This is a genomic window from Streptomyces sp. NBC_01217, from assembly GCF_035994185.1.
In the GTDB taxonomy this organism is placed as follows: domain Bacteria; phylum Actinomycetota; class Actinomycetes; order Streptomycetales; family Streptomycetaceae; genus Streptomyces.
The window spans coordinates 8,118,557-8,131,001 of the sequence record NZ_CP108538.1 but is presented as its reverse complement, the minus strand read 5'-3'; the positions used below and the strand labels follow the sequence as shown (position 1 = coordinate 8,131,001).

Sequence of the window (12,445 nt, the reverse complement as noted above, 5' to 3'; positions counted from 1 at the left end):
ACCATGGCACGACGCACCCTCAGCAGGTTCGTACTGGCCCCGGCAGCCGCGGTGGCCGCCCTCATCGGCTTCGCCGCAGCCCCCGCCCAGGCCGCGATCTGGTCCTCCTCGGACCAGTGGGGCAACTACACCACCTCCGACGGCTACACCCTCTACAACAACATCTGGGGTTCCGGCGCCGGTTCCCAGACCATCTGGGTCAACTCATCGAGCAACTGGGGCGTCTGGGCCGACCACCCGGACACCGGCGGCATCAAGTCGTACCCCAACGCCAAGAAGGTCGTCGGCAAGTCCATCACGTCGCTGGCCTCGCTCACCAGCAGCTACAACGTCACCGTCCCGTCGGCCGGTGACTACAACACGTCGTACGACATCTGGGACACCGACTACGACTACGAGGTGATGCTGTGGGTGAACTACAACGGTGACGTCGGCGCACTCGGCACCTCTCAGGGAACGGTGACGCTCGGCGGCCACACCTGGACGGTCTACAAGGGCGACAACGGGTCCAACCAGGTCTTCTCGTTCCTGCGCACCTCGGACTCCGCATCGGGCACGGTGAACATCCTGCCGATCCTGAAGTGGATCAAGGACACCAAGGGCTGGTGGGGCAACGAGACCATCGGTGACGTCCAGTTCGGCTACGAGATCACGTCGTCGCCCGGCGGTCTGGACTTCACGACGAACGGATTCAGCGTCTCGTCCGGCTGACCCGGGAAACCGGAGCCAGGAGGAGCCGGCCCCCGCACGGGGGCCGGCTTGTACGTCCAAGGCGCCCAGGGGTCGGCCTGTGCACGCTGCCGTCAGCCTGCGGGCGCCGGTCCGCTGCTCGCCCGTACCGTCAACTCCGGTGCCAGCAGCTCCACTTCATCCGTTCCCCGACCGCCCAGCTTCGCGACGACCTGTTCGACGGCGCGCCGCCCCATCTCCTGCGCCGGAATGGCGACCGAGGTGAGGCGGACCGATGCCTGCGATGCCACCTGCTCGGGGCAGATGGCGACCACCGACACATCCTCCGGCACGGCCCGCCCCTGCTGGCGCAGCAGATTGAGCAGGGGCTCCACGGCCGACTCGTTCTGCACGATGAATCCCGTGGTGCCCGGCCGCTCGTCGAAGATCCGGGACAGGGTCTGGGCCATCGCCGCGTACCCACCCTCGCAGGGCCGGTGCAGCACCCGGGCACCGGTCTCCCGCGCCTTGGCCCGCACCCCGTCCACCGTTCGCTCGGCGAACCCGGTGTGGCGCTCGTACACGGCGGCCGCCTCGCCGATCACCGCGATCTCGCGATGCCCGAGCGCGGCGAGGTGCTCCACACAGAGCGCCCCGGTCGCCTCGAAATCGAGGTCCACGCAGGTGAGCCCGGCCGTGTCCGCGGGCAGCCCGATGAGTACGGCGGCCCGGTCGGTCTCACGCAGCAGCGGGAGCCGCTCGTCGTGCAGTTCGACATCCATCAGGATCATGGCGTCGGCGAGGGAGCTGCCCGCGATCCGGCGCACGGCGGCAGGCCCTTCCTCTCCGGTGAGAAGCAGGACGTCGTAGCCGTGCGTACGGGCCGTGGTGGCGACCGCGATCGCGATCTCCATCATCACGGGAACGTACATGTCGGTGCGCAGCGGCACCATGAGCGCGATGATGTTCGACCGGCTGCTCGCCAGCGCCCGCGCACCGGCGTTGGGGTGGTACCCGAGCTGCTGGATGCTCTGCTCCACCCGCTCCCGGGTGGACACCGAGATGGACCGCTTCCCGCTGAGGACGTAGCTCACCGTGCTCGCGGAGACTCCGGCGTGCTGGGCGACCTCGGCAAGGGTGACCATTCAGGGCTCTCCATCACGGAACGACTTCGGGTACCGGGACATACGCCGACACGTACCGACCTGGTGGGCGAAGCGCTTCGATTTCGACCGGTTCAGCCTGTGACATGCGCGGATGAATCCGAGCCTAATCCCGCCCGTGCGAGCTGTCCAGAGAACTGTCGAAGCGCTTCGACACCCTTCTGTCGCCCTTGCGGACCCGTGAGACCGGGCCGGGACCGGGAGAACCGGTAAGACCGGTACGTCCACGATAGGCGCAAGTATCCCCTGCCCCGCCCCCGCCCCCGCCCGCCGTTCAGCCGGTGATCAGAGCCGGGTCGCTGGTGCCCGCCTCGCCCGTCTCGACGTGTCCTGCGAAGCGACGCAGGAACGCGCTGTCCGTGTCGGAGACCACCGAGATGTCGTACCAGCGGCCGCTCCCCCGCAGGTCCACCGAATGGTTCACGCTCGCGCCCGCGGGCACCGTGAAGGTCTGGACGGATCCGCTGTACGCATCGTTGACGGTCAAGTGGGCACTGCCCGACCCCGTATGAGTCATCGTCAGATCGAGATGACCGTTGGTGGCGTTGTGGCGGGCGGTCACCTCGGGCCCCGCCTTCTTGCCGGGCCCCTTGAAGGTGCGCAGGAAGCCGTTCGGACCGTACACGCTGAGGTTGGTCACCCCCTTCGAGTAAGCCGTGTTCCAGGCGTCGACCAGCGACTTGCCCGCCTCGGTGGTGTACGTCCACGGTCCGTCGCTACGGTTCGCGGACGTCACCAGGAACTGCGCCCCGGCTGTGGCGCCGCCGCTGAAGGTGAGGCCGTACTTCCCGGTCGCCGGATTCGCCGATCCGTCCACGAAGGGCGCGTACGGAAGCGGACGGGTGGGCCGGGAGCCCGGTTCCTGCTTCGGAACGCTTCCGACGGCGGGCGGCACCGGCACGTAGTCGGGGTGCCGGTTGCGGTCCGGCGGCAGGTATCCGGCCGTGGAGGGCAGGGCGGCGGGGGCGGTGTCCGTACGGCGGAAGTCGAACGCGGAGGTGAGGTCGCCGCAGACGGCGCGCCGCCAGGGCGAGATGTTCGGCTCCTTCACGCCGAAGCGCCGCTCCATGAACCGGATGATCGAGGTGTGGTCGAAGACCTCGGAGCAGGAGTACCCTCCGGTGCTCCACGGCGAGACGACCAGCATCGGCACGCGCTGCCCCAGACCGTACGGGCCCGCGGCGTAACTCCCGTTGCCCCCGAAGTAGTCGGCGGAGGTGGCCACGGTGGAGAGTCCCTGCGCGGCCCCGGACGGCGGGTACGGCGGCACTATGTGGTCGAAGAAGCCGTCGTTCTCGTCGTACGTGATGAACAGGGCGGTCCTGCCCCAGACCTCCGGGTTGGACGTCAGCGCGTCCAGCACCTGGGAGATGTACCATGCGCCGTAGTTCGCCGGCCAGTTGGGGTGTTCGGTGAAGGCCTCCGGCGCGGCGATCCAGGAGATCTTCGGCAGGGTACCGGCCTGCACATCGGCCCTGAGCCTGTCGAAGAGTCCGTCACCGTTCTTGGCGTCGGTCCCGGTGCGCGCCTTGTCGTAGAGGGGATCGCCGGGCTCGGCGTTGCGGTAGTCATTGAAGTAGAGCAGCGAGTTGTCGCCGTAGTTGCCGCGGTAGGCGTCGCTGATCCAGCCCCAGGACCCGGCGGCGTCGAGCCCGTCGCCGATGTCCTGGTAGATCTTCCAGGACACTCCGGCCTTCTCCAGCCGTTCGGGGTACGTCGTCCATCCGTACCCCGCCTCGTCGTTCCCGAGCACGGGCCCGCCGCCGGTGCCGTCGTTCCCGGTGTATCCCGTCCACATGTAGTAGCGGTTCGGGTCCGTGGAGCCGATGAAGGAGCAGTGGTACGCGTCGCAGACGGTGAACGCGTCGGCGAGGGCGTAGTGGAACGGTATGTCCTCGCGGGTGAGGTAGGCCATCGTCGTCGCCGACTTGGCGGGCACCCACTGGTCGTAGGCGCCCTTGTTGAACGCCCTGTGGCCACCCGCCCAGTCGTGGTTGAGGTCCTGGATGAACTGGAGTCCGAGGTTGTCGGCCGTGGGCCGGAACGGCAGCACTTCCTTGGTGCCCGACGGCTGGTGCCACACCGTCTTTCCGCTGGGCAGGGTCACCGGCCGTGGGTCACCGAAGCCGCGTACGCCCTTCAGCGTGCCGAAGTAGTGGTCGAACGAGCGGTTCTCCTGCATCAGCACGACGATGTGCTCGACGTCCTCAAGGGTGCCGGTGGCGCCCTTGGCCGGGAGGGAGGCAGCACGGGCGATGCTGTTCGACAGCATGGTGAAGGCGGCTGTGCCTCCGGCGAGTTGCATGAAGCGGCGTCGGTCGAGTTCAGCCATGGGTGAGGCCTCTGTGGGGTGAGGAGGTGTGGGTCGAAAGCGCCTGGAGTGTTACAGAGTCCGCCGGGCCGCGAAAGAGTGCCCCGGTGTGGGCGCGGTGGCGATTCACGGAACAGCGGAGGGCGTCCTGGTACCCGACGGTTGCATCCGTACTGCCGCTCCGTCCCCGGTCCGCCCGGACGGACAGGAGGGCCGCCCGTACAGCTCGGGCGGCCCTCCTGTGCATGTCTTCGACGCGCGTCAGCCGTGCAGCAGGACCGGGAATGCCTCCATGTCGTTCTGCGTCATCACCGGCAGCTTGCGGATCTCCTCGTCCGCGACGGCCGGCCGCAGCCCGGGAAAACGCTCGAACAGTGCGGGCAGGGCGATGGCTGCCTCCACGCGCGAGAGCGCCGCTCCGGGGCAGATGTGGGGGCCGTGGCCGAAGGTCATGTGGCGGATCGGGGTCGGCCGGGTGATGTCGAAGGCGTCCGCGTCCGGCCCGTGCTGCTCGAAGTCACGGCCGATGGCGCGATAGGAGATCACCACGCCCTCGCCCTTCGCGATCACGTCGTCGCCGATCTGGATGTCCTCGGTGGCGAACCGCATCAGCAGATGGGTGGTGGGGGTGTCCCAGCGCAGCGTCTCCTCGACGACCGTGTCCCACGGGATCTCGCCGTCGAGCACCTTGCGCAGCTGGTCGGGGTGGCTGAGCAGCGCGCGTACGGCATTGAGGATCAGTCCGATGGTGGTCTCGTGCCCGGCGGCCACCATCGCCTTGAGATTGCCCACCACCTCTTCCTCGGTGAGCGGCTCCCCGCCCTCTTCGGCGAGGATCAGCGCGCTGGTGAGGTCGTCGGCCGGGCGGGCGGTCCTCTCGCGTACAAGGGCGGCGTAGAAGACGTCCAGCTCCGCCAGCAGGGCCATGCGTTCCTCATGGGGCGTGAGCATGGAGAAGAACGCCTTGTACCGCTTCATCAGCATGGGGTGCTCGGCCTCGTCCACGCCCATCAGCATGCCGACGACCCGCATCGGCAGCGGCTGGGCGAACACGGACTTCAGGTCGACGACGCCGCCCTCGTTCTTCTCGCCCTGCTCGGCGAGGGCATCGAGCAGTTCCTCGGTGAACTTCTCGATCTGCGGACGTATCTCCTCCAGTCGGCGCGGGGTGAGCGCCTGGGAGGTCTTGGTGCGCAGCCGCCGGTGCTCGGCCCCGTCCACGGTGAACATGGAACGCCCGGCATCGATCATGCCGATCAGCGGCCAGGCGTGTGTGACCTCCCCGCTCTGCCAGAGCCCCCAGGCATCGAGATCCTTCACCAGGCGCGGGTCGACGAGCAGTTGACGGGCCACGGCATGCCGGGTGACGGTCCAGGCCGGAACGCCGAGCAGTTCGATCCTGGCGATCGGACCGGCGTCACGCAGCCGCGCCGTCTCACCGTCGAGATCCTGGACCAGGGGGTCGATGATGACGACCCCGCCACCCGAAGTGGCCTCATGGGCAGCGGCGTGCGGGCAGTTCAAGAGAGGTCTCCTGTCGGACGTACGGGGGTGAACCGGACGGGCAGCGCGGTCATCCCGCGCAGGAAGGCGGACTGGCGCCGGACCAGCGCCTGCGCCGGAACGGACAGCTCCAGGTCGGGCAGCCGGTCGAGCAGCACCTCGATACCGGTACGGGCGATGATCTCCGCGATCTCCTGGGCGGGGAAGGGGCAGCGGTATTCGCCGTGGCTGAACGCCAGATGTGCGCTGTTGCCGCCCTGTCCGGAGGGCCCGGCCGTGGTCGAGAGATGCTGCCGGATGTGCGGATCGGCGTTGGCGGCTCCCAGGCCGAGCAGCAGCATGTCTCCGGCGCGGATGCTCCTGCCGCCAAGCTGGGTGTCACGGGCCGCCCAGCGGCCGGCGAGGATCTGGGTCGGGCACTCCTCCCAGAGCACCTCGTTCATGGCCTCCGCGACACTGTGCCGCCCGCCGGAGAGCGCGACGGCGAACTGGTCGTCGGTGAGCATCAGCCGCAGCGAGTTGCCGATCCAGTCGGCTGTGGTGAGGTGCCCGGCGGCCGTGATGGCCATCAGATCGAGCATGTACTCCTCGTCGGTGAACTCGCCGGGGTGCGCCAGCATCCGGGAGGTGACGTCGTTCCCCGGTACGGCCCGCCGGGCCGCCACCAGGCTCTGCATGTGCGCCCCGAACCGCTGATAGGCCTCTTGTGCACCCGGTCCGCCGTCGGCGAGGTCCCTGAGCACCTCGGCGATCTGCGCCCCGTCCTCGTCGGGGAAGCCGAGCAGCTGGGCGAGGACGAGCACGGGCAGCGGTACGGCGAAGTCGGCGATCAGATCGGCCGTACCGCGTTCACAGAATCCGTCGATGAGCCGGTCGGCCAACCGCTCGCAATGGCGCCCGAGCTCGAAGGGCTCGACCTCTTCCAGGGCCGGCCCCACCATCGCGGCGTGCCGCCGGTGCTCGGCCCCCGCCGTGAAGTAGATGGACGGCATCGGGCGCCCGACCATGGGCAGCAGCGGCCAGTCCTCGGGAACGCTCTCCCACTGATTCCACAGTCCGACGTCCCGGGGGAACAATTCGCCGTCGCTGGTGACCTGGTGGAGTTCGCGGTATCCGATGATCAGCCAGGCCGGGAACCCACCGGGCAGTTCGACTGGCACGACGGGCCCGTGTTCGCTGCGCATGGCGCGGTAGACGACCTGGGGCTCGGTGTGGAACGCGGGGCCGCTGAGCGGAACGGCGGATGCCCCGGCGGTCACCGGGCAGCCTCCCCCGGATGCCGACGCGGGCGCCGACGCGGAGGCAGAGGTGGACTCGCGCTCGGGCACGGCGGATACGGGCGTCGTCATCGTACGGACTCTCCTGATGCGGATGGTTTCGCGCGTTGCGGCAGGACGATCAACGCGGCTTCACTATAGGGAAATTCGGTGATCCCTTCGGCACCAACCGCGACCATTCTCACCACTTATACGATCACCTGAGCCCGTTTTCGGCGCATCGTCGCCCATAAGGACGGGGTTGCGTGCGACACACGGACTGGAACGCCGCCCCGGACACCGCCCTGGAACGCGACCGATTACTGAACCGGCAGGACCTACCAGGGCCCGACCACGGTCACCGGCTACACCGGCTGGTCTGCAGCCGTCCCCCTGATCCGGCGGTCGCGCCGGTTGACTATCGTGGCCGGTCGCATGGCGGCGGGAGTGAATGAAGGGCGTACGGATGGAGCACGGGCGGGCCGGCTGGGTGCGGGTGCCGGTGGGCGATGACGCGGCCCGGTGGGCGACGCGGGGGAAGTGTCTGCGGGTCCTCGTCGTCGTACACAACGTGACCGCCGCGACCCGACTGCTCGACGTGCTGCCCTTGTTCGACGACGGCTGGCGTGTCCAGCTGCTGGCCACCTGTACCGGCTCCTCGGCCTTCGCGGCCGGCACGGCCGAGCTGCTGGCCGACACCGGGGTGCCGGTCCTGCCGTGGGAGCAGGCGGCCGAGACACCGGTGGATCTGGTGATCTCCGCCAGCTTCGGCGGCCAACTGGAAGCATTTTCCGGGAAGCTGGCCATCCTTTCGCACGGTGTTGGGTACACTAAAAGGCTGGCAACACCGGACACCGGACACCGGACACCGGACACCGGACACCGGGTCGGGGGCGGGGGCGGCGGCGGTGCCTGCGCCCGTCTTCGGGCTTGCGCCGGAGTGGCTTCTGTCGCGGGGCGCTCCTGTCGCGGACGCACTGGTCCTCTCCCATCCCGAACAGCACGAGCGGCTTCGCGTCGCCTGCCCGGAGGCAGCGCCCACCGCCGTACTCGCCGGAGACCCCTGCTTCGACCGGATACTCGCCGCCCGGCCCTACCGCGAGCGCTTCCGCCGGGCGTTGGGGATACGGCCGGGTCAGCAGCTGGTGCTTCTCAATTCGACCTGGAGCTCCGAGTCGCTCTTCGGTGACGGCCCGGGCGGCGGCGATGTCGTCGCCGCGCTGCTGGACCGGGTCGCCGCCGAGTTCCCCGTGGACGAGTATCGGTTCGCCGCCGTGCTGCACCCCAACATCTGGTACGGCCACGGGCCCGGTCAGATCCGCGCCTGGCTCGATCGCGCGCGACGCGCCGGGCTGGCGCTGATCGATCCGCTGAAGGGGTGGCGGCAGGCCCTGCTGGCCGCCGATGCGGTGATCGGGGACCACGGTTCCGTCACCTATTACGCGGCCGCCCTCGGCACTCCCGTGCTCCTGGGGGCCGCGCCGCTCGACGCCCTCGATCCCGATGCGCCGATTTCCGCGTTCATCAGGGAGGCACCTCGGCTCGAACCCGACGCGTCACTGGCGGCGCAGATCGGGGGACTCATCGGCCGTCACAGGCCGTTGCCGGGGCCCGCCGAGTTCACCACCTCCGTGCCCGGCGAATCCGCGGTCCGGTTGCGTCGGCTCTTCTACTCGATGCTGGGCGCGCCGGAGCCCGACGGGCCGGCTTCCCTGAAGCCTCTCCCGCTGCCCGAACACGAGGCCGGAAAGGCCACCGTCCCGTTGCACGTGCGGTCACGGGTCCTCGGTCCCGGAGAGGTCGCGGTCAGTCGCTGGGCGAGCGCTCGGCCGTGTACGGGATCGGCTCACGACGAGGAGCTGCATGTCGCCGTGCACGAGGACACCCGTGAGGTGGACCAGTTGGATCTGGCCGATGTCATCTTCCGTGACGGGGCACCCGACGATCCGCGTTTCGGGTCCACGTCCATCTGGACCGCCGAGGTGCTCCGGCGCCATCCGGGCTGTTCCCTTGCGGCCTATGTGACCGGGCCGTCCGCGTGTGTGGTCCGGGTGCGTGGCGAAGAGCCGCTCCGGATGGCTGCGGCGCCCGGCGCTGATGCGGAGGATGTGTCCGGCGTGGACCCCGCCGCGTGTGCCTCCGCCCTGTACGCCTGGCTGACCACCGGCGGCCCCGACGCGACCGCAGCCGACGAACGGCTCGCGCGCGTCGTGACCGACGGGCTCTCCGTACGGACAGGCGATCGGCTGCACCGCGTACAGGTCGCGCCTCTGACACCACCGGGAAGAGGGCTTACGGAGTGACGCAGCGTTCCCTCATGCGCCGCAGGTACGACAGGTGGTACTCCGCGCGCTGGCCGTCCAGTGTCGTGATCGCCTCGTCGATCAGCGGCAGTGCCGCCTCGATGTCCTCTGCGTCCAGCCAGGTCTCCGCCAGATCGGTGAGCGTCCGGGCCGTGTTGTACGTATCTCCGCTCGTCCGGAAGCGGCCAAGTGCCGTCCCCAGTCGCTCGCGGGCCTCCTCGGCCCGTCCGAGCCCGCGCAGGGCCCGTCCTCGATGGCGTTCCAACAGGGCCTGGGCGCGTGGCAGGTCGGCGGTTCCCACGTCGTGTGCGCCCATCGTGTTCAGGATGCCGCCCGCTTCGCCGAAGCACTCGTACGCTTCCTGGTAGCGCCACTGCCGCAGCCTCAGCAGCCCCAGGAACTCCACGGCCGAGGCATGACCCCGCTTGTGCGTGGCCGATTCCTCAGCCCGCGCCGCGGCCAGTGTCGCCGCCTCCGCCTCCTCCCAACGCCCCAACTCGGTGAGAGAATGCGCCAGTTGGGCATGAAGTGCTCCGGCGTCAGGGCTTGCCGGGAGATGGGCGTCCGCGAGACGCGCTCCGATGCGCAGTGCCGGCAGCAGCATCTCGTGATGGCCCGCCTTGAGCTGCAGCGGCCACAGAGAACGGCTCAGGCGTACGGCGGTTTCGGGGTCGCCGGACTCCTCGGCACAGCGGACGGCCTCGACCAGATTGCCCAGCTCCGCGAGCAGCGCGTCGAGTGCGGCGCCTCGGTCCTCGTACCGCTGTCCGATCCGGTCCTCGGCGGGTGCCGGGACGCGCCAGCTCTCCGGGAGTGCCTGGTGCGCCGCCGATGCCGCCAGGTCCGCGTAGGCGAGCAGTGTGCGGGTGAGAGCGGCGGAGCAGGCCGCGATCCCGTCCTCGCGGATCGCTGTCGCCTCGGCGTGTGCGCGGACCCCGGGGCGGTAGTGGTAGCGCCCGTCGCCGGATCCGCTCCGACTGTGTTCCAGGAGCATCCTGTCGGCGAGGTCCGCCAGCAGTTCCGCCGCGACCGCCGGGTCCAGGCCGGTGGCCCGTCCGGCCGTCGCGGCGTCGAAGGCGGGCCAGCCGCGCAGCGCCATCAGCCGGTACAGTCTGGCGGATTCCGGCGCCAGGAGCTGGTAGGTGTCCTCTGCCGCCCCTCGCACCGGGTCGCCGTCCGCCGCCGCGGGCCGATGCGGCAAAAACATGGGGGCGGAGAGCCGGTCCGCTGCGGCGCGCAGGGCGTACGGCGATCCGCCGCATCGCGCGAGCAGCGAGGGCAGCGTGGCGCGGGCCGCGGCGACGGTCGATTTGTCGGTGATATCGGTGAGCAGACGCACGGCGTCCCTGTCCGTGAGCGGACCGACGGGAACCCGTACGGCGTCGAGGCCGGGGAACGGGGTCCGGGCGACGACGATCGTGAACACCCCGGGCGCCGATGTGAGGAACGGCCTGACCTGCGCCGCGGAGTGCGCGTGGTCGAGTACGACCAGGAGTCTGCGGTCCGCTGTGCACTGGCGGAAGAACTCACCGAGCAGGTCGGTCGCGGTCGGCATCTCTTCGTCCCGCACACCCAGTTGGCGCAGCAGTACGCGCAGTACGGTGCCTACGTCACGAGCGCTCCCGGCGCCTCCATCGCCGAGGTCGGCGTAGATCCGGCCCTCCGGGAAGAGCTTGTTCGGCTTGGAACCGAAGTGCACGGCGAGCGCGCTGGAGCCCATGCCGTCCGGCCCGTGCACCAGGGCGAGCCGGGGCCTTCCGTCCGCGCGGCGGGAAGCCTCCCGCTGGAGCTGTTTCATCGCCTCCTTCCGGTCGGTGAAAAACCTGATGGAGACGGGGAGATGCGAATGCACGGACCGCACCCGTTCGGGTCTGCCGGGCACGCGTGCGGCGAACGCGCTCCAGGAGGCGGCGAGTTGCGGGTTCGTACGGATCTGCTCGTAGACCAGGCGGGCCACGTCGTCCCGTTCCTCCGGGGCGACGGGCGCGGGGACCTCCCGGCCGACGATTCTCCGTACGACGCCGCCGGTCGACTCCCAGGCCCACTTGCCGGCCTCGTTGGCCATCCCCGATCCAACTGCGCCGAGTACCGCCGAAATGGCCGCCACCGAAGCGGGATCCAGCATGTCGCGCACTCCCCGTTCCCGGTGCTCCGCGCGGTGCGCCCTCCCCGGCACCGCCGCTGTCACCGTGCGGATCAACGTTAGCGTCAGACGGGCCGGGATCCCTGGACATGGCGAGATGGTGATCGTCGTGGCTTGATGTGGCAGATCCGCCCGCCCCTCAGGGCGACTTGAACAGCTCCGGGAAGCGGGGGGCGAGCCAGGGCCTGCGGCCCCAGGCGAGGACATGTCCGCGAGCCATGGCGCCCCACGGGTTGCAGCGGCCGAGGGCCATCACGAGGAAGGTGACCGGTTCGATGAGGATGGTGCAGTCCGGTTGGTCGGGCGGCTGCGGGGTGACGGATACGGCTCCGTCGGCAAACGTGACGCCGAAGCGGGCGCCGCCCCGCAGACGGATCGTGTAGCGGGCGGTCAGCCGGGCGGTGGCAGTTGGGTCGGTCACCCGGGGCATCGCCGTGATCATGAAGGGCAGCGACAGCTCGACGCGGGTGCGGTCGATCATGTGCGGGCGGCCGAGCGCACGGGCGAGGTCGTAGCCGTGGCCGAGCATGTGGGTCAGCAGGTACGAGCCCAGCACCGTCTTGTTCATCGGGCCCAGCGGGGTGACCACACTCTCGTCCGTCGTGCATCGCTCCACCGCCGCGAGGTACGCGTCCGCCTGCGTCACGATCATCTCGGCCAGCGGATCGGCGTCCCGCTCCTCGAAGCCCGCGAGTGCGCGCTCGTTGGCCTCGGCGAGACTCTGCGGCGTTCCGTCGCCGTAGCTGCGTTCCTGTCCGGCAGCGAGGTCCGCCATCAGTTCGTTGGCCTGCGCCAGATGCGCCGCCGCCTGCCCGAGGGTCCACTCCGAGCGGGGAACCGGAACGCTCGTGTCGGTGGTCCCGCGCAGCATTGCGGCGATCTCCTCGGCGGTGGCGCGTATCGCGTCGCCGAGCCCTTCGGGCAGCGTGCCTCGTACATCATGACCGGCCACTGATTCCACGTCTCTCCCCGCCCTCGGCCGCGCCTGTGCGCCCGGATGCGCACGGCCCCGCCCGCAGCCCTGTTACGGATCACCCACGGGTGCCCGCGGTACAGAAGACCAGGTGGCGTGACCAGGGACAAGAGCTGGAGCACCG

Annotated in this window: 8 protein-coding genes; 2 read left to right on the top strand and 6 right to left on the bottom strand. The window is 69.8% G+C overall.

Features of this window, described 5'->3' with window-relative positions:
- Nucleotides 1-3: 3 nt before the first annotated feature.
- Entirely contained in the window at nt 4-711 is a 708-nt protein-coding gene (locus OG507_RS36300; RefSeq protein ID WP_327371339.1) for a GH12 family glycosyl hydrolase domain-containing protein, read from the top strand.
- 92 nt (nt 712-803) lie between these two features.
- Here the strand turns inward: OG507_RS36300 and OG507_RS36295 are convergent, their stop codons facing one another.
- From OG507_RS36295 to OG507_RS36280, 4 genes are all read right to left on the bottom strand, one after another.
- A complete protein-coding gene (locus OG507_RS36295) occupies nt 804-1,814 on the bottom strand; it encodes a LacI family DNA-binding transcriptional regulator (protein ID WP_327371338.1) in 1,011 nt (336 codons plus the stop codon).
- A 292-nt stretch (nt 1,815-2,106) separates the two neighbouring features.
- On the bottom strand, nt 2,107-4,164 hold the full coding sequence (locus tag OG507_RS36290) for a phosphocholine-specific phospholipase C (protein ID WP_327371337.1): 2,058 nt from the start codon (nt 4,162-4,164) through the stop codon (nt 2,107-2,109).
- A 240-nt stretch (nt 4,165-4,404) separates the two neighbouring features.
- Nucleotides 4,405-5,667 (bottom strand): cytochrome P450 family protein, encoded by a 1,263-nt coding sequence (locus OG507_RS36285; protein WP_327371336.1) that lies wholly within the window; start codon nt 5,665-5,667, stop codon nt 4,405-4,407.
- The gene (locus tag OG507_RS36280) at nt 5,664-6,995 is read right to left on the bottom strand and encodes a cytochrome P450 (RefSeq protein ID WP_327371335.1); all 1,332 of its coding nucleotides are present in this window, start codon (nt 6,993-6,995) and stop codon (nt 5,664-5,666) included. Before OG507_RS36280 ends, OG507_RS36285 begins: the two co-directional genes overlap by 4 nt.
- Before the next feature lie 815 nt (nt 6,996-7,810).
- Between OG507_RS36280 and OG507_RS36275 the strand changes: the two genes are divergently transcribed.
- The gene (locus OG507_RS36275) at nt 7,811-9,205 is read left to right on the top strand and encodes a hypothetical protein (RefSeq protein WP_327371334.1); all 1,395 of its coding nucleotides are present in this window, start codon (nt 7,811-7,813) and stop codon (nt 9,203-9,205) included.
- On the opposite strand, the gene OG507_RS36270 is transcribed toward OG507_RS36275, so the two are convergent.
- Nucleotides 9,195-11,330 carry a tetratricopeptide repeat protein gene (locus tag OG507_RS36270; RefSeq protein ID WP_327371332.1) on the bottom strand — a complete coding sequence of 712 codons (2,136 nt, stop codon included), beginning with the start codon at nt 11,328-11,330 and terminating at the stop codon, nt 9,195-9,197. The genes OG507_RS36275 and OG507_RS36270 overlap by 11 nt on opposite strands.
- A 157-nt stretch (nt 11,331-11,487) precedes the next feature.
- Nucleotides 11,488-12,309, bottom strand: coding sequence for a maleylpyruvate isomerase family mycothiol-dependent enzyme (locus tag OG507_RS36265; RefSeq protein WP_327371331.1), 822 nt, complete (start codon nt 12,307-12,309; stop codon nt 11,488-11,490).
- Nucleotides 12,310-12,445 lie beyond the last annotated feature (136 nt).

Coding starts and splice junctions, on each gene's coding strand:
- OG507_RS36270 (WP_327371332.1), bottom strand. CDS start 11,330: ATGCTGGATCCCGCTTCGGTGGCGGCCATTTCGGCGGTACTCGGCGCA.
- OG507_RS36300 (WP_327371339.1), top strand. CDS start 4: ATGGCACGACGCACCCTCAGCAGGTTCGTACTGGCCCCGGCAGCCGCG.
- OG507_RS36295 (WP_327371338.1), bottom strand. CDS start 1,814: ATGGTCACCCTTGCCGAGGTCGCCCAGCACGCCGGAGTCTCCGCGAGC.
- OG507_RS36280 (WP_327371335.1), bottom strand. CDS start 6,995: ATGACGACGCCCGTATCCGCCGTGCCCGAGCGCGAGTCCACCTCTGCC.
- OG507_RS36290 (WP_327371337.1), bottom strand. CDS start 4,164: ATGGCTGAACTCGACCGACGCCGCTTCATGCAACTCGCCGGAGGCACA.